Genomic DNA, 24,189 nt, shown 5'->3' with positions numbered 1-24,189 from the left:
CGTCCCCTCCCGCGCTCCTACTCCTCCACCAGGAGCTTCTCGCGGAGCTGGGCCAGGGTGCGGGCCAGCAGGCGCGAGACGTGCATCTGGGAGATGCCGACCTCCTGCGCGATCTGCGACTGGGTCATGTTGCCGAAGAACCGAAGCAGCAGGATCCGCTTCTCCCTCGGCGGCAGTCCCTCCAGCAGGGGCTTGAGGGACTCGCGGTACTCGACGCCCTCCAGGGCCTCGTCCTCCGCGCCCAGGGTGTCCGCGACCGCCGGCGACTCGTCGTCGGTGTCGGGGACGTCCAGGGACAGCGTGCTGTAGGCGTTCGCCGATTCCAGCCCCTCCAGCACCTCCTCCTCGGAGATCCCCAGCCGTTCGGCCAGCTCGTGCACCGTGGGGGAGCGGCCGTGCTGCTGCGACAGCTCCGCCGTGGCCGTCGTCAGCGAGAGCCGCAGCTCCTGCAGGCGCCGGGGCACCCGCACCGCCCAGCCCTTGTCGCGGAAGTGGCGCTTGATCTCGCCGACCACCGTGGGCGTGGCGTAGGTGGAGAACTCGACCCCGCGGTCGGGGTCGAAGCGGTCCACCGACTTGATGAGGCCGATGGTCGCGACCTGGGTCAGGTCGTCCAGCGGCTCACCGCGGTTGCGGAAGCGCCGCGCCAGGTGTTCGACCAGCGGCAGGTGCATCCGTACGAGCCGGTTGCGCAGCTCCGCCTTCTCCGGCGACCCGTCGGGCAGGGCCCGCAGCTCGATGAAGAGGGCCCGCGCACCACTGCGGTCGCGCGGGTCCGGCAGCGCCGGCGTCACCGGGAACACCGCCGCAGGCACCGCCGGGGCCGGCGGCGCAGCCTGCGGTGGCTGTGCTTGGTCGTGCTGGTTCTCGCTCATAGGGCCCGCCCGTCGCTCCGCCGAGTCCAAAAAGCCGTCTTCCGCATCCGCGTCAGCCGGGTGCGGCCGGGCGTGCTGCTGCTCCGGGATGCCGCCGTCGACCTCGTGCCGTACCGGGGGCCGATCCCCGCCCCGCACCGGGACCTCCCCGCCGCTCACGCCGGGCCTGGTCCCGCGCCGCGCTGTTTGTAGAGGCTGATGCTCACTGTCTTGTTCTCCTCGACCGTGGCCTCGACCTTGCCGGCCAGCGCCGACAGGACGGTCCACGCGAACGTGTCACGCTCCGGCGCGCGCCCGTCCGTGGTCGGTGCCGAGACGGTCACCTCCAGCGAATCCTCGATCAGCCGGAAGACGCAGCTGAGGACGGAGCCCGGCACGGCCTGCTGGAGCAGGATCGCGCAGGCCTCGTCCACCGCGATGCGGAGGTCCTCGATCTCGTCGAGGGTGAAGTCCAAACGTGCTGCGAGACCGGCCGTGGCCGTCCGCAGCACCGACAGGTAGGCACCCGCAGCGGGCAGCCGGACTTCCACGAAGTCCTGAGTCCCGGGCTCGCCTGCGATCTGGGACACCCTCACCTCCAAGGTGGTACGAGCTCTGTTCGCCGGTGACGCTATCGCGATCCGGGCGATCGTGTCGCGGCACCCCTCGTGGCACCCGCTGGGAGCGCCCGGCCAGCCATGCCTCTACCCAGTGACTGATGGTAAGCCCATGGGAACGCACAGTGGCTAGGGGTCGGCGCGGATCAAATCAGGGGAACCGGCGGAGGGTTGACCTACCCCGCCTCAGACGATCGAACCGTCGACAAAACACCACCGCCAGGTCTCGCCCGGCTCGAAGCTCCGCATCACGGGATGCCCGGTCTCCCGGTGGTGCGCGCTGGCGTGCCGGTGGGGCGAGGAATCACAGCAGGCCACGTGCCCGCACACCAGGCACATCCGCAGCTGTACGGGATGGCTGCCGAGTGCCAGACATTCGGGGCAGGTCTGGGCAGACGGGACCGGCTCGGGGCGCGGCAGTTCGGCAACGTGCGTGCACTCGCTCATGATGGCCAGCGTACGACCAGGGTGCGGGCGCGCGACGACTGAGGATGGATCTTCGATGGAGGTATTGCCGCTGGTGGCGCTGGTCGCTGGCAGCGCGGCCGTCGCCGGGCTGGCGCGGCGGACACCGGTGCCCGCGCCGCTGCTGCTGGTCGCGGCCGGGCTGATGGCCGCGTACGTGCCGGGCGTGCCCGCGTACACGCTGGACCCGCACATCGTGCTGCCGCTGCTGCTCCCGCCGCTGCTGCACACGGCCGCCGTGGACAGCTCGTACCTTGACCTGCGCGCGAACGCCCGGCCGATCGCGATGCTCTCCGTCGGCTACGTGCTCTTCGCGACGCTCGCCGTCGGATACGCCACGTACCTGGTGGTGCCGGGGCTGACGCTGCCGGTGGCGCTGGTCCTCGGCGCGGTGATCGCCCCGCCCGACGCCGTCGCGGCGACCGCCATCGCCCGCAGGCTCGGGCTGCCGAACCGGATGACGACCATCCTGCAGGGCGAGTCCCTGGTGAACGACGCCACCGCGATCACCGCCTACAAGGTGGCGCTGGCCGCGGCGATAGGGGTCAGCGCCGGCTGGGCGGGCGGGATCGTGGAGTTCCTGCTGGCCTCGGTCGGCGGGATCGGCGTGGGCCTGCTGCTGATGGTCCCCATCCACCAGCTGCGCAAGCGGATGCGCGAGCCCCTGCTCCAGAACACCCTCTCGCTGCTGATCCCCTTCGTGGCGTACGCGGCGGCCGAGCGGGTGCACGCCTCCGGAGTGCTGGCGGTGGTCGTCGTCGCGCTGTACCTCGGGCACCGGAACTGGCAGGTCGACTTCGCCACCCGGCTCCAGGAGGAGGCGGTGTGGAAGATGGTCTCCTTCGCGCTGGAGTCGGTGGTCTTCGCGCTGATCGGACTCCAGCTGCCGGTGGTCCTGAAGGGGCTGGGGGAGTACGAGGGCCTGCACGCGGCCTGGTACGCGACCGCCGTGTTCCTCGCGGTGGTGGTGGCGCGGTTCCTGTGGGTGTTCCCGGCGACCTTCCTGCCGCGCCGGCTGTCGGAGCGGATCCGCACGCGCGAGCCGGACACCGACTGGAAGGCCCCGGTGATCGTGGGATGGGCCGGGATGCGGGGCGTGGTCTCGCTGGCCATCGCCTTCTCCGTCCCGATCGACGTGCCGCACCGCAACCTGATCCTCTTCCTGACCTTCACGACGGTCATCGGGACGCTGGTGGTGCAGGGGCTGACGCTGCCCCCGCTCATCAGGGCGCTGAAGCTGCCGCCGAAGGACGTCCAGGCGGAGACGCTCGCGGAGGCGCAGGCGCAGAGCGAGGCTTCGCGGGCGGCGGAGGAACGGCTGGCGGAACTGCTGGAGGAACCGGAGAACAGCACCCTGCCGCCGCCGCTGGCGGACCGGCTGCGGACGGTGCTGGAGCGGCGGCGCAACGCCGTGTGGGAACGGCTGGGCGAGGTCAACCCGGTGACGGGGGAGTCGGCGGACGACGTCTACCGGCGCCTGGCGCGGGAGATGATCGAGGCGGAGCGGGAGGTCTTCGTCGCGCTGCGCGACCGGCGGCGCATCGACGACGAGATGCTCCGGGCGCTGCTGCGCAGACTGGACCTGGAGGAGGCGGCGGCCTACCGCGAGAAGGGCTAGGCCCTCTGGCGGGTCACGGCCGGCCGGTGATGACGGCGGCCAGGGTGGTGCCCCGCGGGAAGGCCCCGGAGTCGGTGAGCTCGGTCAGCGCCCACAGCAGCTTCGCGACGTAGACCCGCTCGACCGGCAGGCCGTGGCGGTCCTCGAACCCGGCGGCGAAGGCGTCCAGGGCGGCCGGGACACGGGCGTAGCCGCCGTGGTGGAAGTCCTCCGCGAGGGCCCAGGCCCCGGCCGGGCCCCCGAAGGCGGCCAGCTGGAGGGCCCGTATCTCCGCGTCCAGGAACCCGCCCGCCAGGACCGGTACGCCCAGCGCCCGCTGCCCCGGGCCCAGCCCGGCCGCCAGGCCCGCCAGGGTCCCGCCGGTCCCGCAGGCGACCGCGACCACGTCGGCCGCGCCCCGCAGCTCGCGGCCGAGCTCGGCGCAGCCGTGCAGCGCGAGGGCGTTGCTGCCGCCCTCGGGGACCACGTACGCCCCCTCGGCCCCGGCCTCCCGCACCAGCTCCGCCAGCGCCTGCGGATCGGCCTTGCGGCGGTACTGCGACCGGGACACGAAGTGCAGCCGCATCCCGTCGGCCGCGCACCGGGCGAGCGAGTCGTTGAGCGGCCGCCCGGCCAGCTCGTCGCCGCGCACGACGCCGACGGTCCCCAGGCCGAGCAGCCGCCCGGCGGCAGCGGTGGCCCGCAGGTGGTTCGAGTACGCCCCACCGAAGGTGACGAGGCACCCCCGCCCCTCGGCCACGGCGGCCCGCAGATTCGGCGCGAGCTTGCGCCACTTGTTCCCCGGAGGGTGCAGCTCCACGGGCCCGAGGAGGTCCGCGTCCCAGGGGACGGTGGTGTGGATCAGGTCGTCCCGCTTCAGCAGCAACCGAACCCCGTGCCGCTCGAACCGGTCGTCACGGACCTCCTGCAACGGGGACGGCGGACGCGGCTGCAGAAGCACGTCAACGTGCGCGGAACGCTTCACCCGCCCATTGTGCGCCGCCGTCCCCCCTGCGCCGCACGTCAGAGCCCCCCTCCCACACCGGCACTTCGCCAGGCGGGCGGCTCACCGGGATGAGCCGCGGCCGGTCCGGGCGGAGCGCGGGGTGGTCAGGTCAGGCGGTCCGCGATGCGGGCGCGGAGGGAGGACATGGTGAAGCCCTTCGGGTCGATCTTGCCCGGTTGCCATTCGAGGTGGCCGATGACCGAGCGGGAGGTCCAGGCGTGGACGCGGCAGACGGCCGCCGCCGCGCGGGTGATGGCTTCGAGCTGGACCGCCGGCCAGGGGTCCTTGCCGTCGCCGAGGTTCTCGCACTCGAAGCCGTAGAAGTGGCGGTTGCCGTCGGTGTCGGCCTCGTTGTCCGGGGGCAGGCGCCGTTCCGCGATGACCGCGGCCAGGACGTCCGAGTCGCCGGCGCCCGCGTGGTTGGCGCGGCCGTAGCCGACCAGGTGGACGCGGCCGTCCTTGGCGATCACGCCGTGGCACAGGGGGCCCGGCAGGCCCTCGTGGCCCTCGCGGCAGAGCTGGACGGTGTGCGGGGTGCCGTGGGTGACGGTGTGGTGGATCATCACCCCGTGTACGGGGCCCCAGGGGCCCTTGTGGTTGCGGTTGTGGGTGCGCCAGGCGCCGACCTCGACGACGGTCAGACCCTCGTTGCGCAGTGCGTTGATGAACCGGTCCGCGGACATGGGTGCGGCCATGGCCGCCTCCTTCGGTGCGGTGCGCGACGGACACCCTGTGTGTCCGTCCCGTCACGCTCCGGTTTAGTGGAGGCGACCCTTCCGCCGCTAGGGCGATATCCGGCCACTCGTCAGGCGGAGGCCAGCCACAGGTCCGGCCCGAACACCTCGTAGTGGACGTCGGCGGCCGGCACGCCCTTGGCGAGCAGCTGCTCCCGGACGGCCCGCATGAAGGGGAGCGGCCCGCAGAGGTAGGCCCGGGTGCCGGGCGCCACCGGGACGGCCGTGAGGTCCATGAGGCCGCAGCCGTCGCCCGGCTCCGCCGCCTCCTCGTACCAGAAACGGGCCGAGGCGTCGGCCAGCTTGTGCGTCAGGGCCCGGTGGTCGGCGCGCAGCGCGTGGTCGGCGGGGGAGCGGTCGGCGTGCAGGACCGTCACCGGGGCGGCGTGCCCCCGGTCGGCCAGGTCCTCCAGCATCGACAGCATCGGGGTGCAGCCGATGCCGGCCGAGGCGAGCAGGAGCGGCGCGTCGCAGTCCGCGAGCACCAGGTCGCCGTACGGGGCCGAGACGCGCACGGTGTCGCCGGCGCGGACGTGGGCGTGCAGGTGGGTGGAGACCTCGCCGTCCCGCTTGACGGTGATCGCGCGCACCGGGGAGCCGGGGGAGGAGGAGAGGCTGTACTGGCGGATCTGCCGCGCCCCGTCCGGGAGTTCGACCTGGACCGAGACGTACTGGCCGGCCTTGAAGGCGGGGGCCGGTGCGCCGTCGGCGGGGACCATCCGGAAGGTGGTGCAGTCCGGTGTCTCCTCGACGCGGTCGGTGACCGTCCACTCCCGCCACACGTCCCCGGCGGTGACCCGCTGTTCGGCGTAGAGGCGCTCCTCCAGGGCGATGAGGGCGTTGGCCATCAGCCAGTAGACCTCGTCCCAGGCCTGGGCCACCTCGGGGGTGACGGCCTCGCCGAGGATCTCGGCGATCGCCGCGAAGAGGTGCCGGTGGACGACCGGGTACTGCTCGCGGGTGACGCCGAGAGTGGCGTGCTTGTGGGCGATGCGGGTCAGCATGACGTCGGGACGCGTGTCCGGGTGCTCGACGAGGTGGGTGGCGAAGGCGGCGATCGACCCGGCGAGGGCCTGCTTCTGGAGGCCGGCGTTCTGGTTGCCCCGGTTGAACAGGTCGCGGAGCAGCTCGGGGTGGGCGGCGAACAGCTTCGCGTAGAAGAGCTCGGCGATGTCGCCGATCGCGGCGCCCACGGCGGGCAGGGTGGCTCGTACGGTCGCCGTCGACTTCTCGGAAAGCATCTGGAGCTCCTTGCGTGATCTACTGAATTGGAATCTAGGATGCGTATTTTTGGGCGGAAGAAAGGCCCGCGGCCATACGGACTTGCGTTCGACCTCCGGGGCGGTTCGAGCCTAGGGGTGTGGACGGCCGACGGGAATCGGCCATCCGGCCCCCGGGGTCAGGGCCCTTCGGCCCTCGACCCCGCCGGGCTACCCGGACTGCCCGGCCTGCTTGGACTGCCGGTGGCGCCGGGGGCGCTGCTCGAAATGCCCAGCAGGAGGGGCCCCGTCGGGGACGCCACCAGGTCGTTCACCGTCAGCGGGTCCAAGGCGGCGAAGAAGGCCTCCTGGGCTCGGCGCAGGGCGCTGCGCAGCAGGCAGGCGCCGCGCAGGGGGCAGGGGGTGGTGCCGTCGCAGTCCACGACGTCGCCCGCGCCCTCCAGTTCGCGCACCACCCCGCCCACCGAGGCGGCCCGCCCCGCGGGCGTCAGGGTGAGCCCGCCGCCGCGGCCGCGCCGGGCCTCGACCAGCCCGAGGTGCTGCAGCCTGGCCACCACCTTGGCCGTGTGCGTGTAGGGAACCTCCATGGTCGCCGCCACGTCGCGCGTGGTCGGGGGGTCCGTCCGCACGACGGCCAGGCGCATCAGGACGCGCAGCGCCAGGTCGGTGAATCGGGTCAGCCGCATGCGGGTCACCGTAGAGAAACTTGCATCCAGCATGCAAATTAAACCGCCCCGCGACGCCGACTTGGCTGAAAACCGCGGGCGACGTGGGGCGCAAGGGGCGCGTGGGACGGGAGTGGACCCCAAAGAGTGCCCCTTACTCGGACGGAGTAGTCCCACCCTTTTGTGTAATGGTCCCACCACGCACGGTGCTGAAACGCTGGCCCCGCAGATCCATGGAGTGATCGAAAGGGAAATACATGTCGGTCCAGGCAGGTTCCGAATCCGAGGCCCAGGCACCGCAGCGCAGTCTTGGGACATCGGCCGCGCGGAACTTGGCAACCACGACCAAGTCCGTGCCGCAGATGCAGGAGATCACCTCGCGGTGGCTCCTCAAGATGCTGCCGTGGGTGTCCGTGCAGGGCGGCACGTACCGCGTCAACCGCCGGCTCAGCTACTCCGTCGGCAACGGCGTCGTCGAGTTCATCAAAACCGGGACCCAGGTCCAGGTCATCCCCGCCGAGCTCGGCGAGCTCCCGTACCTGCGCGACTACGAGGACGAGGAAGTCCTCACGGAACTCGCCCAGCGGTGCCGCCAGGTCGACTTCGAGGCGGGCCAGGAGCTCACCTCCTTCGGCAGCCCCTCGGACCAGGTGTTCCTCCTCGCCCACGGCCGCATCGACCAGATCGGCCCCGGCCCCTACGGGGACGACGCCGTCCTGCGGACCGTCGCCGACGGCGCCTTCTTCGGAGAGGACTCCCTCCTCGATGAAGAATCGATTTGGGAGTACACCGCCCGCGCCGCCACCTCCGGCACCGCCCTCGTCCTGACCCGTCAGGACTTCCAGCTGCTCGCCGACCGGGTCGACTCGCTGCGCGAGCACCTGGAACGCGTACGGACTCTGCCCGCCCAGCGGACCAACAAGTACGGCGAGGCCGCCATCGACCTCTCCGCCGGCCACGAGGGCGAGGCCGTCCTGCCCGGCACCTTCGTGGACTACGAGGCCCGCCCGCGCGAGTACGAACTCTCCATCGCGCAGACGGTCCTGCGGGTGCACACCCGCGTCGCCGACCTGTACAACCACCCCATGAACCAGACCGAGCAGCAGTTGCGGCTCACGGTCGAGGCGCTGCGCGAGCGCCAGGAGCACGAGATGCTCAACAACCGCGACTTCGGCCTGCTCCACAACGCCGACTACGACCAGCGCATCCAGCCGCACGACGGCGCCCCCTCCCCCGACGACATGGACCAGCTGCTCAGCATGCGGCGCGGATCCAAGCTCTTCCTCGCCCACCCCAAGGCCATCGCCGCCTTCGGCCGTGAGTGCAACAAGCGCGGGCTCTACCCGGAGACGGTGGACATCGGCGGCCACCGGGTGCCGGCCTGGCGCGGCGTGCCGATCTTCCCCAGCAACAAGATCCCGATCAGCGACGCCCGCACCACGTCCATCCTGTGCATGCGCACCGGCGAGGACGAGCAGGGCGTGATCGGCCTGCACCAGCCGGGCATCCCGGACGAGATCGAGCCGAGCCTGTCGGTCCGCTTCATGGGGATCAGCGAGCAGGCGATCATCTCGTACCTGGTCACCGCGTACTTCTCCGCCGCGGTGCTGGTGCCGGACGCGCTCGGCGTGCTGGAGAACGTCGAGATCGGCCGCTGGCGCTGAGTGCGGTGAGCGCCATCGCGACCGGCGAGGGGCAGGAGGCCGCGGCCCTGCTGGAACGGACGAGGGAGACGGTCAACCCGCACCTGCGCAGGACGGTCGAGAGCCTGCCCGGCGGGATGCGGCGCGTGGCGATGTACCACTTCGGCTGGGAGCGCGCGGACGGCACCCCGGCGGCGGGCAACGCCGGGAAGGCCATCCGCCCGGCCCTGGTCCTGGCCGCGGCCCAGGCCCTGCGGGGGCCGGAGGGTGGACGGGACGAGGAGGTGGTGCGGGCCGCGGCGGCCGTGGAGCTGGCGCACAACTTCACGCTGCTGCACGACGACGTCATCGACAAGGACGTCCGCAGGCGCGGCCGGGCCACCGCGTGGACCGTCTTCGGGACGGCGGACGCGATCATCGCGGGCGACGCCATGATGGCGCTCGCACTGCGGCTGCTCGCGGAGGATCCGCATCCGGCAGCGGCGGCGGCCTCGTCGAGGCTCGCGGCCTGCGTCATCGAGCTGTGCGCGGGCCAGCAGGCGGACTGTGCCTTCGAGCAGCGCGCGAGCGTCTCGCTCGACGAGTGCCTGGCCATGGCCATGGCCAAGACCGGGGCGCTCCTGGGGTGCTCCTGCGCGCTGGGCGCGCTGTACGCGGGAGCCGGTCCGGACGAGGTCGACGCCATGGACGCCTTCGGACGGGAGGCCGGGCTGGCCTTCCAGCTGATCGACGACCTGATCGGCATCTGGGGGGACCCGGGGCACACCGGCAAGCCCGCCGGAGCCGATCTGATCGCCCGCAAGAAGTCCCTTCCGGTCGTGGCCGCCCTCACCTCGGGCACCGCGGCGGGGGAGGAACTGGCCGCCCTGTACGCCGGTCCCATGACCGGTGACGACGTACGCAAGGCGGCCGACGCGGTGGACCGGGCCGGTGGGCGCGACTGGGCGCAGGCCCATGCCGCGGACCGGATGGGCCGGGCGGTGCAGCAGCTGTCCCGGGCCGTCTCCGACCTGGGGGCGGCCGGCGGGCTGCTGGCGCTGGCGGAGTTCGTGACGCGCCGCACGAGGTGAAGGCGTAGGGATACGGGGGAGGCCCGTTCCGGCACCGCACGGTGCCGGAACGGGCCTTACGCCGCTTCCGGCGCAACTCTAGGATCGCTTGCGGTGGTTGAGACGTGAGCGAAAGGTGTGGAGCGGTGGCGCTGGAGATACGTCAGGCGGATCAGTCGGACCGGGACGCGGTGGCCCGACTGCTCGACGAGGCCTTCCGCGCCGACCCGGTGAGCTGCTGGGTCTTCCCGGACCCCGCCCACCGGGCCGCCGTGCACGGCAAGTTCCTCGGGGTGTTCGTGGACGTGGCGCTCGCCGAGGGCCGCATCGACTACGCGGCGGACGGCTCGGCGGCGGCCCTGTGGCTGCGGATCCCGGCGGGCGATCCGGACGCGGAGCCCGCCGAGGACGAGGTGCCGGCCAGGATGCGGGAGGCGGCCGACCCCGACAACGAGCGGTGCGAGCTGGTCGGCCGGCTGACGGGCGCGGTGCACCCGACGGCCGAGGAGCACGAGTACCTGCTGATGATCGCGGTCGACCCGGCCCGGCAGGGGGAGGGGCTGGGCACCGAGCTGATGCGGCCCGTGCTGGAGCGCTGCGACCGCGAGGGCGTGGCGGCGTACCTGGAGGCGAGCAGCGAGCGCAGCAAGGAGCTGTACGAGCGGCTCGGCTGGGAGTTCACCGGCGAGGCGGTGCGGTTGCCCGAGGGGCCGCTGATGTGGCCGATGTGGCGCAAGCCCCGGGCGTGCCCCGAAGGCGAGCCCTTGCAGAACCACTTCAGCTGAAGTACTTTACCTGGCGTGTCCGCGGTGCGCGGGCGCTGCCGAACGGAAGAGAATCGCTTGCGCAAGCTCACGTACTTCATCGCCACGTCGGTCGACGGCTTCATCGGGGCCCCGAACGGCGACGGCGATTTCTTCTACGCCCACCTCGACCGCGAGTTCATCGACTTCCTCAAGGCCGAGTACCCGGAGACCATCTCCTCCCCGGCCCGCGCCCAGCTCGGCATCGAGGACGCCGAGCCCCGGCACTTCGACGCGGTCCTGATGGGGCGCGGCACCTACGAGCCGGGCCTGAAGCAGGGCGTCACCAGCCCCTACGGCCACCTGCCCGAGCAGTACGTCGTCTCGCGCTCCCTCGCCGCCGCGCCGGACCCGCAGGTGCGGCTGATCAGCGGGGACGTGGCGGCCGAGGTCCGCGCGCTCAAGGCCCGGGACGGGCTCGGCATCTGGCTGTGCGGCGGGGCGGACCTCGCCACCCAGCTGATCGACGAGATCGACGAGTTCGTCGTCAAGACCTACCCGGTCTTCGCGGGCACCGGCATGCCGATGACCCGGGCCGGTTTCGGTGCCCGCCCCCTGGAGCTCACCGGGGTCAAGGTCCTCGGCGGCGGCCAGATCGTCACCACGTACGCCGTTACGCGCTGACGGCCTCGCACGGACCCGCCGAAACGGGCGAAACCGGCCTACCGTGGAGGTATGGCCGGTGAACAGCAGCAGCACGCACACGGGGCGCACGCGCACGGGCGGCACGGGCGCGAGGAGCACGAGCACCCGCACGAGACGGTCGCCCCGCAGGCCGGGCACGAACAGCACACGTGCCCGGCCTGTGGGCGCCCCGTCGAGACGGTCGTCAAGCGGCGCAAGTCACTCGGGATCTTCGTACCGGAATGGGGGCCGGGCCCCTGCCGGAACCCGGAATGCCCGCGGTACGCCCCCGCCGAGGGCGGGCGGGTCTAGCCCTTCGTGTCCAGACCGGAGGCGGCGAACCCGTTGGCCCACAGCTGGTTCACGCGCGAGCGCTCGGTGGAGTTCGGCGTGGCGTTCGTGCACGAGGTGCCCGGGCCGCCACCCGACATCAGCTCGCTGCACGGGCCCGAGTAGTGGTCCGGCAGGCCCAGCACGTGGCCGGTCTCGTGCGAGGTCACCCGGGTGGAGTTGTAGATCTGGTTCTGCTGGTAGTCGAGGAAGATGTAACCCCGGCCGTGCCCGTCCGTGCTCGCGTACGAACCGCGTGAGTCATTGCCCTCGCGGTAGGAGAAGTTCCCGCCGGTGGACACCTCCTGCAGCTTGACGTTGGTCACCGAGCTGTTCCAGATCTGCGTGGAACGGGCTATCTGGGTGCGGAAACTGGGCGCGTTGCGGGTGTTGTAGGTGACGGTCACGGCCAGCAGGCCGGGGTTCGCGGCACGCTGCTCGGCCACCGAGCGCTGCACGGCCTCGAAGAAGGCGCGGTTGGCGGCCTCGTTCTCCTGGGAACGCTCGTACGCGGTGTAGCTGGCGGGGCTGCCGACGGGAGCGGGCGCGGCGCTGGCGGTGGGGACGACGCCGAGGGCTGCGGCGAGGCCGAGGCCGATGGTGGTGGCCAGCACGGCCTTACGGGAGTGGCGCATGTGGGGGAGCTCCTACTCGTCCGGTGCGGTGGGGGGTGGATCGTTCGGTACCGGAGTCTGCGGGAGCGGAAGTGCCCGGCGGATGATGTCACTGCCCGATAGCGCGGGCCTATCGGGAAGATTTCGACAGATCAACTAGGGTGAGAATGGCGGGATTCGGGGGGCTTTTGGTGGCTGGTGCGGGCCACGGGCCGCGGCCTACCCTCGGGTCATGGAGCTTGAGGTCAGGCACCTGCGTGCGCTGTGTGCCATCGCCGACGCCGGCAGCCTGCACAAGGCCGCCCGGCAACTCGGCGTGAGCCAGCCCTCCTTGACGACCCAGCTGCGCCGGATCGAACGGGCCCTGGACGGCGAGCTGTTCCTGCGCGAGCGCACCGGCTGCCGGCCCACCCCCTTCGGCCGCACCGTACTGGGCCGGGCCCGCCCGCTGCTCGCCGACATGGCCGCGCTCGTGGCGGAGGCCCGGGCGCTGTCCCACGGCCCGCGGCTGCGCATCGGCTCCACGGCCAGCCGGGCCCTGCCGGGCTGGCTGCGCAGGCTGCACCGGCGGCTGCCCGACACCGAGACCTCGCTGGTGGTGGACGTCTCGGCCAACGCGCTGCTCAGGATGGTGGACGCCGGGCAGCTGGACGTGGCGTTCGTGCACGAGGTGGAGGGCAGCCCGCTGCGGGTGCCGGCGGGGCTCCAGATGCACGTCCTGATGGAGCGCGAGCCGCAGTTCGTGTCGATGTCCCCGGACCATCCGGCCGCGCGGCAGGAGGTCGTCTCCTTACGGGACCTGGCCACCGACCGCTGGATGGTGGACCCCTCGGTGGACGGCGAGTGGGACGGGCTGCGGCGCGTCTTCGCCGGTGCGGGGCTCGATCCGCCCGTGCTCCAGGCCGACTACCACACCGCGACCTCGCTGATCATCTCCGGCGAGGCCGTCGCCCCCTGCCAGCCGACCTCCGGGCCGCGCGAGGACATGGCGATCCGGCCGCTGTCGGGGGACCCCCTCGCGGTGCGGCTGCTGCTGGCGACGAGGCCGGGCGCGCACGCCGAGGTCTACGAGGACCTCCGCTCCGCCTACCGTGAGGCCGCCCTGCGGACACCCCCGTACCGGGCCTGGCTCCACCACCACGCGAGCCCGCTCCTGGAGGCGGTGTGACCGGGCGGCGCGGGGCGGGCGGGGCCCTCGCCTAACGCCGGGCGCGGGCGCGGTCGTACGCGAGGGACAGGCCGCCCTGGGCCATCAGCAGGGCCCCCGCGCCCGCCCAGCCCGGGCTGCGCCGGCGGGCCGCCCAGGCCAAGAGGGGTGCTCCGGCGGCGACTTGGGCCGCGCCGAGCAGCCGGGCCCTCGGGCCGCGGACCCACGGGCCCAGCGGGCCGGCCTCCACCGCGTCGAGCTCGGCCCGCACCGCGTCGCGCCAGCCGGACCACTGCACGGCCTCGGCGCCGGGCGCGACCCGGGCCGAGGCCCGCAGCCGGTCGGCCGGCTCGCCCGGGCTCAGGCCGGGGGGCAGGGCCAGGCCGGCGCGCGCCAGCAGGGCGATCAGCCCGAGCAGCCGGGCCTCGCCGTCCTCGGCCCCGGGCCGGGTGAGGCGCTCCAGATCCTCCAGGTCGAGCACGGGGTCCAGGCCGAGCCGCGCCGCCAGGGCCCGCATCGCATCGGGCTCGCCGGAGGGGCGCCCGGCCGCGTCCCACGCGTAGGAGGCGGTCCGCCGGAAACCGCTGAGCAGGGCGAAGCCGGCCCGGCCGCCGTCCCACCACAGGCTCAGCACGGGCCAGTGGGCGCCGATCGCGAGCGCGGAGCCCCAGCCGGAGAGGGTCTCGGCCACGGTCTCCTCCCCTTTCAGCCACGGCTTGTCCTCGGGGACGAGCGCGGTCCATTCGCCCGCCGGGGCCAGGAGCAGGCGTACGCGCAGCAGGTGCGCCGGGGGACGGACGGCACGGGGTTCGGCGCGGCACAGCAGCATTCCGCCGGTCGCGGTCCTGGAGATTGACATGCTCACACAGTAAGGCAAATAGCCTCCAAAGGGCGGATTTCAGGACCCTGCTTGACTTCCCCCGACCGCGATATATCGTGTTAACGAGAAGACGCGATATGTTGCGTGCGTCGAGCCAGCCCGGTCGTGAACGCACGAGGAGGAGCAGCACCATGGCAGAGCAGTCGTCTCAGGCATCCCGGTCGACTTGGCAGGTCGCCGGACCGCAGAAGCTCACCTTCGAGGAGCCGCTCACCGAGCTCCGCGTCCGCGTCGTGAGCGGCACGGTGAACGTGGTCGCCGCCGAGGACGGCCCGGCCCGCCTGGAGGTGACCGAGGTCGACGGACCGCCCCTCCATGTCGTCCAGGACGCCGGCGTCCTCACCGTCTCCTACGAGGACCTGCCCTGGAACGGCTCCCAAGGCCTGAAGGAGTGGATCGAGGCCAAGCCCTGGAAGGCCTGGTCCGGTTCCTCCGCCCGCCGCAAGGCCTGGGAGCGCAGCGCCGCGATCACCCTCACCGTCCCTGCCGCGACCCGGGTCCAGGTGGCCACGGTCGACGCCACCGCGTTCGTCTCGGGCATCAGCGGCGGCACCGACGTCAACGGGGTCTCCGGCGACGCCACGCTGGTCGGCCTGTCCGGCAGGGTCAAGGCGCACACCGTCTCCGGCAGCGTCGAGGCCCAGTCCGTCACCGGGGAGCTCGGCTTCCACTCGGTCTCCGGCGGCCTGACGCTGGTCGACGGCGCGGGCGTGAGCGTACGGGCCGATTCGGTCAGCGGCGACATGCTCATCGACCTGAACCTGGACCCGGACGACGACGGGGCGGCCCCGCGCCCCGTGGACATCGCGCTGAACTCCGTCTCCGGCCAGGTCGCGATCCGCCTGCCGCACCCCGCCGACGCCCGCGTGGAGGCCAACACGGCCACCGGCGGCGTCTCCAACGCCTTCGAGGACCTGCGGGTCTCCGGCCAGCTGGGCGCCAAGCGGATCACCGGCACGCTCGGATCCGGCACCGGCACCCTGCGGGCCACCACCGTCTCCGGCGGCATCGCCCTGCTGCGCCGTCCGGCCGACGCCGACGGCCCGGCGCCCGGCGCCGCCCCCACCCCCCTCGCGCTCGACAAGAAGGTGCTCTGAGATGCCGCCCGTCTTCGCCCATGGCCGCCTGCGGCTCTACCTCCTCAAGCTGCTGGACGAGGCTCCGCGCCACGGGTACGAGGTGATCCGCCTGCTGGAGGAGCGCTTCCAGGGCCTGTACGCGCCCTCCGCGGGCACCGTGTACCCGCGCCTGGCGAAGCTGGAGGCCGAAGGCCTGGTCACGTACGCCACCGAGGGCGGGCGCAAGGTGTACTCCATCACCGAGGCGGGCCGGGCCGAACTGGCCGACCGCGGCGGCGAACTGGCCGACCTGGAGCTGGAGATCCGCGACTCGGTCACCGAACTGGCCGCCGAGATCCGCAGCGACGTCCGGGGCGCGGCGGGTGACCTGCGGCGCGAGATGCGGGCCGCGGCGGCCGCGTCGGCGTCCTCGACCCGGGTCGAGGACGAGTCCTGGAAGGCGGCGAAGGAGGAGCTGCGCAAGGCGAAGCAGGAGTGGAAGGAGCAGGCGCGGCGGGCGAAGGACGAGAGCCGTCGGGCGCGCGAGGAGGCGCAGCAGGCCCGTCGGCAGGCCAAGGAGGCCCAGGAGCGGGCGCGGGAGGAGGTCCAGCGCATAGCGGGGCAGCTGCAGGAGCAGTTCGCGAAGTCCGGGGGTGTGCTGGGCAGTCTGGCAGGGGCCTGGCTGGGTGGCGTGGCGCCGGCGCCGGCTTCGGACTCGGACTCGGACTCGGCTCCGGCCTGGGCCGAGGATGTGGTGCCCACCGGTGATCCGGGGCGCGATCTGGACCGGCTGCTGGACCGTTTCCGCGACGAGGTCCGCGATGCGGCTCGGGACCACGGCGTGACCCCGGCCCAGCTGGCCGAAGCCCACCACCACCTCGCGGCCGCCGCCGCCCGCCTGAACGCCACCCTCCGCCCCGGCTCCTAGCCGGGCCGCCTCTCGGGGCTCCGCCCCGGACCCCGCGCCTCAAACGCCGGCGAGGCTGAATCTGTGCGGCGGGGCTGAAAGAGCGGGGCTCCGCCCCGGACCCCGGGCCTCAAACGCCGGCCGGGCTGAATGTGTGCGGCGAGGCTGAGTGTGCGGCGGGGCCGCAGATTCAGCCTGCCCGGCGTTTGAGGGCACGGGCGCGGAGCGCGCGTATGGGGTCCGGGGCGGAGCCCCTGGAAACGGTGAAAGGGCGGGGTGGGGGAGAGCAAAAGCGGCCCCCGCCCCGGGAGGAGGGCAGGGGCTGTCGCAGCCACCGCCCCGGCAAGGCACCGCCCCGGGGGACGGCAGGCGGGCATGGCCCGGACCGGCAGGGCTCCGCCATGGGCGCCGCCAGGGAAACGGCCCGGCGGCCCGGCCCCACGGCGGGGCTACGGCTTCAGGACGATTTTGCCGAAGAGGTCGCCCGACGCGAGCTTTTCGAAGCCCTCGCGGGCCCGGTCCAGCGGCAGGACCTCGTCGATGACCGGCCGCAGGCCCGTGGTCGCGCAGAACGACAGCAGGTCCTCCAGCTCGTCCTTCGAGCCCATCGTCGAGCCGACCACCTTCAGCTCCAGGAAGAAGATCCGGGTGAGTTCGGCGTGCGCCGGGCGGTCCCCGCTCGTGGCGCCGGAGATGACCAGTGTGCCACCGGGCCGCAGGGACTTCACCGAGTGCGACCACGTGGCCGCGCCCACCGTCTCGATCACGGCGTCCACCCGCTGCGGCAGCCTCGCGCCCGGCTCGTACGCCTCCACCGCGCCCAGCTCCACGGCCCTCTTGCGCTTGGCCTCGTCCCGGCTGGTGGCGAACACCCGCAGGCCGGCCGCCTTGCCGAGGGCGATCGCGGCGGTCGCGACCCCGCCGCCGGCGCCCTGGACCAGTACGGAGTCCCCCGGGCGCACGCCCGCGTTGGTGAAGAGCATGCGGTACGCCGTCAGCCAGGCCGTCGGCAGGCAGGCGGCCTCTTCGAAGGACAGCTCGGCGGGCTTGCGCAGGACGTTCCAGGCGGGGACGGTCACCTGCTCGGCGAAGGTGCCCTGGTAACGCTCGGTCAGGATCGAACGAGGCTCGTCGGGGCCGACTCCGTGGCCGCTCTGCCCGATCACGGAGTGCAGGACGACCTCGTTGCCGTCCTGGTCGATCCCGGCGGCGTCGCAGCCGAGGATCATCGGGAGTCTTTCCTCGCCGAGGCCGACCCCGCGCAGCGACCACAGGTCGTGGTGGTTGAGGGAGGCGGCCTTGACGTTCACGGTCACCCAGCCGGGCCGGGCCTCCGGTGCCGGGCGTTCGCCCAGCTCAAGGCCGTTCAGCGGCTGGTCACGGTCGATTCGGGCGGCGTAGGCAGCGAACATGCCGCGACGCTACCGCTCGGTAGGGCCCGGGTTCCAGACCTTCCGCGACCGGGGGAGTGAGGTCTTCGTCGCATACGGATCGGGACACCCACCACAGGCGCCCGCCAAGGCGAAGGCCCGGCCGGATCCTGGTGGATCCGGCCGGGCCTTCATCCGTACGGCTCAGCGTGACGGTCGGGCCGTCAGGCCAGGCGGGCCACGCCGTCGGCCTTCGCCGCGGCCGCGACGGCCGAGGCGACGGCCACGGCCACGCGCGCGTCGAACGGCGACGGGATCACGTAGTCCGCGGCGAGCTCGTCACCCACGACACCGGCGATGGCGTCGGCGGCGGCGATCTTCATGCCCTCGGTGATCCGGGTGGCCCGGACTTTGAGGGCGCCCTGGAAGATGCCCGGGAACGCCAGCACGTTGTTGATCTGGTTCGGGAAGTCCGAACGGCCCGTGGCCACGACGGCCGCGTACTTGTGCGCGACGTCGGGGTGGACCTCCGGGTTCGGGTTGGCCATGGCGAAGACGAAGGCGTCCTTCGCCATCGAGGCCACCGCCTCCTCCGGGACCGTACCGCCGGAGACGCCGATGAAGACGTCCGCGCCGGCGAGGGCCTTCTCCAGCGAGCCGGTCTGGCCCGTCTTGTTGGTCAGGCCCGCGATCTCCGCCTTGACGTCCGTCAGGTCGGTGCGGTCCGCCGAGACGACGCCCTTGCGGTCGGTGACGCAGACGTCGCCGATGCCCGCGTCGACCAGGATCTTGGCGATGGCGATGCCCGCCGCGCCCGAGCCCGAGATGACGGCGCGCAGGTCGCCGAGGGTGCGACCGGTGAGCTTGGCGGCGTTGCGCATGGCGGCCAGCGTGACGATGGCCGTGCCGTGCTGGTCGTCGTGGAAGATCGGGATGTCCAGCGCCTCCTGGAGGCGGCGCTCGATCTCGAAGCAGCGGGGGGCCGAGATGTCCTCGAGGTTGACCCCGCCGAAGGAGGGGGCGAGACGGATGACCGTCTCGATGATCTCCTCGGTGTCCTTGGTGGCGAGCGCGATCGGGACCGCGTCCACTCCGCCGAACTGCTTGAACAGAATCGCCTTGCCCTCCATCACGGGGAGGGACGCCTCGGGACCGATGTCCCCGAGGCCGAGCACGGCCGTGCCGTCGGTGACGACGGCGACCACGTTGGACTTCCAGGTGTACTCGTTCACCAGCTCCGGCTGCTCGGCGATGGCGCTGCACACCTTCGCCACGCCGGGCGTGTACGCGAGGGACAGGTCGTCCTTGTCGTTGACGGGCACCGTGGCCTGGATGGCCATCTTGCCGCCCCGGTGCAGTGCGAACACCGCGTCCGGGTTGTTGTCCGTGACGCTGTCACTGCGAGGGTTGATGATCTCCGCTGCCACTGTGTGTGACCCCTTAAGTCCTTTGAATCGTTGAGGGTGGCCACTCCTGGTTAAGGGGTGGGCGGGCACCGCGTCTGTACTCCGCATCGACGGTTGGCCCGTCTCCGCGAAGGGGAGGTTTCGTACGCGCGGGCGCGCCGCACGCGCGCCCTGAGCCCCGGATGAGGGGTGTAAGGATCTGTTCTACCCGAAGAACACTCGCCCAGACGAGTCGATTCCCGCTCAACTGTAGGTCGGTTGCCCTGCTTTTGGTGAAAAGTCCAAACCTTGGCGTCCGATGGGCGAGACGGTCCGCAGAAACTGCGGTCAAAGGGGCAGGTCACGGCAGTATCTGCGGTCTCGAACCCGCATCCCCGCAGTCCTGTTGGGCTACCCCCGTCGCCCGTTATGCGATTTTGACCTGACGGGCACCCTGAATGTCTCAGTCCGAATGGCAAGATGCCGTAATCACACGAGGTCGTGACACTCGATGGTGCGTGTCCGACCGTTTTTCGATGCTTTTCCACCAGCCGGAGGAACGAAGCCATGACCGCAAGCACCACCCGTCGTACGACCGCCGCCCGGTCCCGGATCGCCGCGGTCGGCGCGATCGCGGTCGCCGGCGCCCTGATCCTCACCGGCTGTGGTGACCAGACGGACAGCGGCACCAAGTCCAAGGACAAGACCAGCGACGCCCCGCTGTTCTCCAAGCTGCCCAAGAAGATCCAGGACGCCGGGGTCATCAAGGTCGGCACGGACGCCGCCTACGCCCCCATGGAGTTCACCGAGGGTGGCAAGATCGTCGGCGTCGACCCCGACATCGCCGACGCCATGAGCAAGCAGCTCGGTGTGAAGTTCCAGTTCACGTCCGGCACCTTCGACGGCCTGATCACCTCCCTGGAGACCGGCCGCCAGGACGTCGCCATGTCCTCCATCAGCGACAACAAGCGCCGCCAGGAGGGCCTGGACGAGAAGGGCGCCAAGATCGGCAAGGGCGTCGACTTCGTCGACTACTTCTCCTCCGGCGTCTCGCTCATCGTCAAGAAGGGCAACCCGGACAACATCAAGTCCCTCGACGACCTGTGCGGCAAGACGGTCGCCGTCCAGCGCGGCACCATCTACGAGGACACCTTCAAGGCGCAGGCCGAGAAGTGCGGTGACAAGAAGCTCACCATCGAGGCGTTCGACACCGACGCCGAGGCCCAGACCCGCGTCAAGGCCGGCGGCGCCGTGGCCGACCTGAACGACTACCCGGTCGCCGCGTACATCGCCAAGACCTCCGGTGGCGGCAACGACTTCGAGGTCGGCGGCCAGCAGAGCGACGTCGGCCTCTTCGGCATCGCGGTCGCCAAGGAGAACACCCAGCTGCGCGACGCCCTCAAGGAAGCCCTCGACGCCATCATCAAGGACGGCTCCTACGCCAAGGTCCTGGAGAAGTGGGACGTCAAGGGAAGCGCCGTCCCGTCGGCCACCATCAACGCCGGCAAGTAGTTCCGCGCGCTCCACTGAAGGGCAGTCATAGTGACTGACAAGATCGACAAGGGTCCGGCCACCGCACCGGCCGGACCCGGCCCCTCGGGTTCCCCCTACGAGGCCATCAAGGCCATCCCGGTACGGCACTACGGGCGCTGGGTCAGCGCCGTCGTCGTGGCCGTGCTGCTGGGCTGGCTCATCTACGCCTTCTCGCAGGGCAAGGTCATCTGGGCCACCGTCGGCGACAAGCTGTTCGACGCCTCGGTCATCGACGGCCTCTGGAACACCATCGTCATCAGCGTCCTGTCGATGCTGCTCGGCCTCGTGCTCGGCATCCTCTTCGCGGTGATGCGGCTCTCGAACAACCCGGTCACGAGCTTCGTGTCCTGGCTGTACATCTGGTTCTTCCGCGGCACCCCGGTCTACGTGCAGCTGCTGGTCTGGTTCAGCCTCCCGCTGATCTTCCAGTACATCAACCTCGGTCCGATCTACAAGAACGAGACCGTCGACGTCATGACGCCGTTCATGGTCGCCCTGCTGGGCCTCGGCCTGAACGAGGGCGCCTACATGGCGGAGATCGTCCGGGCCGGCATCCAGTCCGTCGACGAGGGCCAGAGCGAGGCCTCGCACGCCCTGGGCATGACCCGCACGCAGACCATGCGCCGCGTGGTCCTCCCGCAGGCGATGCGCGTGATCATCCCGCCGACGGGCAACGAGTTCATCAACATGCTGAAGACCTCGTCCCTGGTCTCGGCGGTGCAGTACACCGAACTGCTGCGGGCCAGCTCCAACATCGGCTCCACGGCCGGCGCGGTGATCGAGATGTACTTCGTCGCCTCCATCTGGTACCTGGCTCTGACCAGCGTGTTCAGTGTCGGCCAGTACTACCTGGAGCGCCGCTACGCCCGCGGTTCGCTGCGCAGCCTGCCCCTCACCCCGTTCCAGCGGCTGAAGGCAAACCTGAACATGTTCCGCCGTACGGAGGTGGCGAAGTGACCGCCCAGCCGATGGTCAAGGCAGAAGGCGTCCACAAGTCCTACGGCGCCGCCCACATCCTCCGGGGCATCGACCTGGAGGTCGCCCCGCGAGAGGTCTTCTGCCTGGTCGGTCCGTCCGGCTCCGGCAAGTCGACCTTCCTGCGGTGCATCAACCACCTGGAGCGCATCAACGCCGGCCGGCTCTCGGTCGACGGCCAGCTGGTGGGGTACAAGCAGAAGGGCGACAAGCTCTACGAACTGAAGGACAGCGAGGTCGCGGCCCAGCGCCGGGACATCGGCATGGTCTTCCAGCGCTTCAACCTGTTCCCGCACATGACGGCCATAGAGAACGTCATGGAAGCCCCGGTCATGGTCAAGGGCGAGTCCAAGGCGGTGGCGCGCGAGCGCGCCGTGCGCCTGCTGGACCGCGTGGGCCTCGGCGACAAGGGCGGGAACTACCCCACCCAGCTCTCCGGCGGCCAGCAGCAGCGCGTGGCGATCGCCCGCGCGCTCGCCATGGAGCCGAAGCTGATGCTCTTCGACGAGCCCACCTCGGCGCTCGACCCGGAGCTGGTGGGTGACGTCCTCGACGTCATGCGGGACCTGGCCGAGTCGGGCATGACCATGATCGTGGTCACGCACGAGATGGGCTTCGCCCGCGAGGTCGGCGACAACCTCGTCTTCATGGACGGCGGCGTGGTCGTCGAGTCCGGCAACCCGCGCGACGTGCTGGGCAACCCGCAGCACGACCGCACCAAGGCGTTCCTGTCCAAGGTGCTGTAGCCGCGGTCGCACGCGTTCACGGCGGAGGGGCGGTACGGAATCCCGTACCGCCCCTCCGCCGTGCGCGGCCCTTCCGGGCGCCTGCCTCCGGCTGCCCGTCTCCGGGCCCCTGTTCCAGGTCCCTACTTCAGGCCCAGGACCAGCGCGTCCGAGGGCGAGCGCCAGACCGTACGGGCCTCCGCGAACCCGGCGTCGAGCAGGGTGCGGACGTGCCACGCCTCCGAGGGGGTGTCACCGTCCGCGTGCTCCCCGTAGATCGCGAAGCGCGCCTTCACCGGCTCGGCCAGGACCGGGTCCGCGGCCGCGAGGGCCCACCACTCGCGCCAGTCCGCGGCCCCGGCCGCCTTGGCCCGGTCCATGCCGGCGTGCCGGTGGGCGCGCTCGGCGGCGTCGATGCGGGGGGTCGCCGGGTCGGGCATGTGGTCGGCGTTCATGAACACCCCGCCGGGCGCCACCAGCGGTGCGAGCTGCCCGTACAGGACGGTGAGGTCCTCGCCGTGCAGCCAGTGCAGGGCGGTGGCGGTCAGGACCGCGTCGTAGGAGTCGTGGGGCAGGGCGGAGCGCCAGCCGGGGTCCTTCAGGTCGGCCGTGACGAGGGTGACCCGCTCGTCCCCGGCGAAGTGGCCGCGGGCGATGGCCAGCAGGGCGGGGTCCAGATCGAGGCCGGTACTGGTGGCCTCCGGGAACCTCTTGAGGACGCGGTCCGTGATACTTCCCGTACCGCACGCGAGATCCAGTACCCGGGGGGCGGGGCCGACCAGGGCTTCGACCATGTCGAGCATCACCCGGAACCGTTCCTCGCGGTCGGGCATGTACCACTCCTGCTGGCGGTCCCAGCTGTCCTGCCAGGCCTGCCAGTACGCCGCGGTGGGTGCCGTTTCGGTCGTATCCGCGCTCATGAACCCCTCCATAAGTAATACCCTCGAAGACGTCTCAGCCGTTACCGCAGACATTAATCCGCAGCCGTAAGGACTACAAGTGGAACTGGCCCATTACTCGGACTTCGCCGTGCGCCTGGTCAACACCGAGGAGCCGGCCCGCAACAAGGACGCGCTCACCTCCGTGGACGCCGTGCGCGCGCTGTTCGGCGCCAGTGTGCAGATGGCGCGGCGTGTCACCGACACCGACGTCACCCGCTTCCGCAACGTGCGGGCCCGGCTGCGCGCCGTCTTCGAGGCCGCCGACGGCGGCGACGACGTCCTCGCGGTCGACCTGCTGAACTCGCTGCTCATGGAGTTCCCCGTCAGCCCCCAGGTCTCCGGGCACAAGACCATCGGCGAGGACGGCCGCCCCGACTGGCACATCCACCTCGCCGAGCACCCCTCGAACGCATCGGCGGGCTACGCCGCCATGGCGGCCATGGGCCTGGCCTTCGCACTCACCGAGCACGGCCCCGACCGCCTGGGCCTGTGCCAGGCCGCGCCCTGCCGCAACGCCTACCTGGACACCTCCACCAACCGCTCCCGGCGCTACTGCTCCGACCGGTGCGCCACGCGGGCCAACGTGGCCGCCTACCGAGCCCGCAAGCGGCTGGAGGCCGAGGCGTCCGCCGGCAGCGGGCGCAGCGCCGAGACGGCCCAGGACAGCCGGGCCCTCAGCGAGCGCTGATCCTCCTCGCGGGGCCGGAAGCGCAGGACCGCCGTCGCCAGCACCAGCTCGTCGGGCACCGGCCCGTAGACGGTGCTGTCGCCGGTCTCGTTGTAGGGGTTGTCGCCGAGCACCCACCAGGAGCCGCCGGGCCGGCGCTCCACCGCCCGCTTGACCACCAGCAGGTCCTGCTGGAAGGGGTGGCGCAGCACCACCACGTGTCCGGGCCGCACGGCGGCCCCGTAGCGGACCAGCAGCCGGTCGCCGCTGAGCAGGGTGGGCACCATCGACGCCCCCTCCACCTCCACCACCTCGAACCGCCTGCGCGGGCGTCCGTACTCCACCATGCGTGTCCTCCTCGTCACCCCGCATGCTGCCGC

At 71.7% G+C, this 24,189-nt stretch carries 25 protein-coding genes and 1 pseudogene; 13 read left to right on the top strand and 13 right to left on the bottom strand.

Features of this window, described 5'->3' with window-relative positions:
• Nucleotides 1-17: 17 nt before the first annotated feature.
• The 3 genes from ACF059_RS02100 to ACF059_RS02090 all read right to left on the bottom strand — a co-directional run bounded on the left by ACF059_RS02100 (nt 18) and on the right by ACF059_RS02090 (nt 1,918).
• The gene (locus ACF059_RS02100; protein WP_360888772.1) at nt 18-1,013 is read right to left on the bottom strand and encodes an RNA polymerase sigma factor SigF; all 996 of its coding nucleotides are present in this window, start codon (nt 1,011-1,013) and stop codon (nt 18-20) included.
• Between the two features lie 17 nt (nt 1,014-1,030).
• On the bottom strand, nt 1,031-1,444 hold the full coding sequence (locus ACF059_RS02095; RefSeq protein ID WP_360888176.1) for an anti-sigma regulatory factor: 414 nt from the start codon (nt 1,442-1,444) through the stop codon (nt 1,031-1,033).
• 213 nt (nt 1,445-1,657) lie between these two features.
• Nucleotides 1,658-1,918: a UBP-type zinc finger domain-containing protein gene (locus tag ACF059_RS02090; RefSeq protein WP_366866425.1), complete on the bottom strand. Its 261-nt coding sequence runs from the start codon at nt 1,916-1,918 to the stop codon at nt 1,658-1,660.
• Between the two features lie 55 nt (nt 1,919-1,973).
• On the opposite strand from ACF059_RS02090, the gene ACF059_RS02085 reads away from it, so the two are divergent.
• Nucleotides 1,974-3,554, top strand: coding sequence for a Na+/H+ antiporter (locus tag ACF059_RS02085; protein WP_392050201.1), 1,581 nt, complete (start codon nt 1,974-1,976; stop codon nt 3,552-3,554).
• A 13-nt stretch (nt 3,555-3,567) separates the two neighbouring features.
• Here the strand turns inward: ACF059_RS02085 and ACF059_RS02080 are convergent, their stop codons facing one another.
• The 4 genes and pseudogenes from ACF059_RS02080 to ACF059_RS02065 all read right to left on the bottom strand — a co-directional run.
• Complete coding sequence (locus tag ACF059_RS02080) at nt 3,568-4,518, bottom strand: 1-aminocyclopropane-1-carboxylate deaminase/D-cysteine desulfhydrase (RefSeq protein WP_392050197.1); 951 nt, start codon at nt 4,516-4,518, stop codon at nt 3,568-3,570.
• Between the two features lie 125 nt (nt 4,519-4,643).
• A complete protein-coding gene (locus tag ACF059_RS02075; RefSeq protein WP_392050194.1) occupies nt 4,644-5,234 on the bottom strand; it encodes an N-acetylmuramoyl-L-alanine amidase in 591 nt (196 codons plus the stop codon).
• A gap of 110 nt (nt 5,235-5,344) precedes the next feature.
• Complete coding sequence (locus tag ACF059_RS02070) at nt 5,345-6,514, bottom strand: globin domain-containing protein (RefSeq protein ID WP_392050191.1); 1,170 nt, start codon at nt 6,512-6,514, stop codon at nt 5,345-5,347.
• 230 nt (nt 6,515-6,744) lie between these two features.
• A pseudogene (locus ACF059_RS02065) lies at nt 6,745-7,179 on the bottom strand (RrF2 family transcriptional regulator); the annotation flags it as partial.
• Nucleotides 7,180-7,415: 236 nt separating this feature from the next.
• Here ACF059_RS02065 and ACF059_RS02060 point away from each other — a divergent pair.
• From ACF059_RS02060 to ACF059_RS02040, 5 genes are all read left to right on the top strand, one after another.
• Nucleotides 7,416-8,822 (top strand): family 2B encapsulin nanocompartment shell protein, encoded by a 1,407-nt coding sequence (locus tag ACF059_RS02060; protein WP_392050188.1) that lies wholly within the window; start codon nt 7,416-7,418, stop codon nt 8,820-8,822.
• On the top strand, nt 8,813-9,871 hold the full coding sequence (locus ACF059_RS02055; protein ID WP_392052987.1) for a family 2 encapsulin nanocompartment cargo protein polyprenyl transferase: 1,059 nt from the start codon (nt 8,813-8,815) through the stop codon (nt 9,869-9,871). The genes ACF059_RS02060 and ACF059_RS02055 overlap by 10 nt, the downstream gene beginning before the upstream one ends.
• A gap of 125 nt (nt 9,872-9,996) precedes the next feature.
• On the top strand, nt 9,997-10,635 hold the full coding sequence (locus tag ACF059_RS02050) for a GNAT family N-acetyltransferase (protein WP_392052984.1): 639 nt from the start codon (nt 9,997-9,999) through the stop codon (nt 10,633-10,635).
• 57 nt (nt 10,636-10,692) lie between these two features.
• Entirely contained in the window at nt 10,693-11,277 is a 585-nt protein-coding gene (locus ACF059_RS02045) for a dihydrofolate reductase family protein (protein WP_392050185.1), read from the top strand.
• 51 nt (nt 11,278-11,328) lie between these two features.
• Nucleotides 11,329-11,589, top strand: coding sequence for a hypothetical protein (locus tag ACF059_RS02040; protein ID WP_392050182.1), 261 nt, complete (start codon nt 11,329-11,331; stop codon nt 11,587-11,589).
• On the opposite strand, the gene snpA is transcribed toward ACF059_RS02040, so the two are convergent.
• Nucleotides 11,586-12,242, bottom strand: coding sequence for a snapalysin (gene snpA / locus ACF059_RS02035; protein ID WP_392050179.1), 657 nt, complete (start codon nt 12,240-12,242; stop codon nt 11,586-11,588). The genes ACF059_RS02040 and snpA overlap by 4 nt on opposite strands.
• Before the next feature lie 211 nt (nt 12,243-12,453).
• Here snpA and ACF059_RS02030 point away from each other — a divergent pair, with 211 nt between their 5' ends.
• Nucleotides 12,454-13,389 carry a LysR family transcriptional regulator gene (locus ACF059_RS02030; protein ID WP_392050176.1) on the top strand — a complete coding sequence of 312 codons (936 nt, stop codon included), beginning with the start codon at nt 12,454-12,456 and terminating at the stop codon, nt 13,387-13,389.
• A gap of 31 nt (nt 13,390-13,420) precedes the next feature.
• Here the strand turns inward: ACF059_RS02030 and ACF059_RS02025 are convergent, their stop codons facing one another.
• A complete protein-coding gene (locus ACF059_RS02025; protein ID WP_392052981.1) occupies nt 13,421-14,221 on the bottom strand; it encodes a hypothetical protein in 801 nt (266 codons plus the stop codon).
• Between the two features lie 158 nt (nt 14,222-14,379).
• On the opposite strand from ACF059_RS02025, the gene ACF059_RS02020 reads away from it, so the two are divergent.
• Together ACF059_RS02020 and ACF059_RS02015 are read left to right on the top strand one after the other, a co-directional pair.
• Complete coding sequence (locus ACF059_RS02020; protein WP_392050173.1) at nt 14,380-15,345, top strand: DUF4097 domain-containing protein; 966 nt, start codon at nt 14,380-14,382, stop codon at nt 15,343-15,345.
• Between the two features lies 1 nt (nt 15,346).
• Entirely contained in the window at nt 15,347-16,234 is an 888-nt protein-coding gene (locus tag ACF059_RS02015; RefSeq protein ID WP_392050170.1) for a helix-turn-helix transcriptional regulator, read from the top strand.
• A 428-nt stretch (nt 16,235-16,662) separates the two neighbouring features.
• On the opposite strand, the gene ACF059_RS02010 is transcribed toward ACF059_RS02015, so the two are convergent.
• Nucleotides 16,663-17,625 (bottom strand): zinc-binding dehydrogenase, encoded by a 963-nt coding sequence (locus tag ACF059_RS02010; protein WP_366866410.1) that lies wholly within the window; start codon nt 17,623-17,625, stop codon nt 16,663-16,665.
• A 182-nt stretch (nt 17,626-17,807) separates the two neighbouring features.
• Nucleotides 17,808-19,010, bottom strand: coding sequence for an NADP-dependent malic enzyme (locus ACF059_RS02005; protein ID WP_392050167.1), 1,203 nt, complete (start codon nt 19,008-19,010; stop codon nt 17,808-17,810).
• A gap of 525 nt (nt 19,011-19,535) precedes the next feature.
• On the opposite strand from ACF059_RS02005, the gene ACF059_RS02000 reads away from it, so the two are divergent.
• Genes ACF059_RS02000 through ACF059_RS01990 form a run of 3 tightly spaced genes read left to right on the top strand, consistent with a single transcriptional unit; the run spans nt 19,536 to nt 22,222 of the window.
• Nucleotides 19,536-20,480, top strand: coding sequence for an ABC transporter substrate-binding protein (locus ACF059_RS02000; protein ID WP_392050164.1), 945 nt, complete (start codon nt 19,536-19,538; stop codon nt 20,478-20,480).
• 30 nt (nt 20,481-20,510) lie between these two features.
• The gene (locus ACF059_RS01995) at nt 20,511-21,458 is read left to right on the top strand and encodes an amino acid ABC transporter permease (protein WP_366866408.1); all 948 of its coding nucleotides are present in this window, start codon (nt 20,511-20,513) and stop codon (nt 21,456-21,458) included.
• An 11-nt stretch (nt 21,459-21,469) separates the two neighbouring features.
• Nucleotides 21,470-22,222, top strand: coding sequence for an amino acid ABC transporter ATP-binding protein (locus ACF059_RS01990; RefSeq protein WP_326593562.1), 753 nt, complete (start codon nt 21,470-21,472; stop codon nt 22,220-22,222).
• Nucleotides 22,223-22,344: 122 nt separating this feature from the next.
• On the opposite strand, the gene ACF059_RS01985 is transcribed toward ACF059_RS01990, so the two are convergent.
• Nucleotides 22,345-23,121, bottom strand: a complete 777-nt coding sequence (locus ACF059_RS01985) for a methyltransferase domain-containing protein (RefSeq protein WP_392050161.1) — start codon at nt 23,119-23,121, stop codon at nt 22,345-22,347.
• 79 nt (nt 23,122-23,200) lie between these two features.
• On the opposite strand from ACF059_RS01985, the gene ACF059_RS01980 reads away from it, so the two are divergent.
• Nucleotides 23,201-23,830, top strand: coding sequence for a CGNR zinc finger domain-containing protein (locus tag ACF059_RS01980; RefSeq protein WP_392050158.1), 630 nt, complete (start codon nt 23,201-23,203; stop codon nt 23,828-23,830).
• Here the strand turns inward: ACF059_RS01980 and sodX are convergent.
• Nucleotides 23,734-24,156 (bottom strand): nickel-type superoxide dismutase maturation protease, encoded by a 423-nt coding sequence (gene sodX / locus ACF059_RS01975; protein ID WP_392050156.1) that lies wholly within the window; start codon nt 24,154-24,156, stop codon nt 23,734-23,736. The two genes, ACF059_RS01980 and sodX, sit on opposite strands and share 97 nt — an antisense overlap.
• Nucleotides 24,157-24,189: the final 33 nt, after the last annotated feature.

Source organism: Streptomyces sp. NPDC016562, from assembly GCF_043076955.1.
In the GTDB taxonomy this organism is placed as follows: domain Bacteria; phylum Actinomycetota; class Actinomycetes; order Streptomycetales; family Streptomycetaceae; genus Streptomyces.
This window is presented reverse-complemented; position numbering and strand designations above follow the sequence as displayed.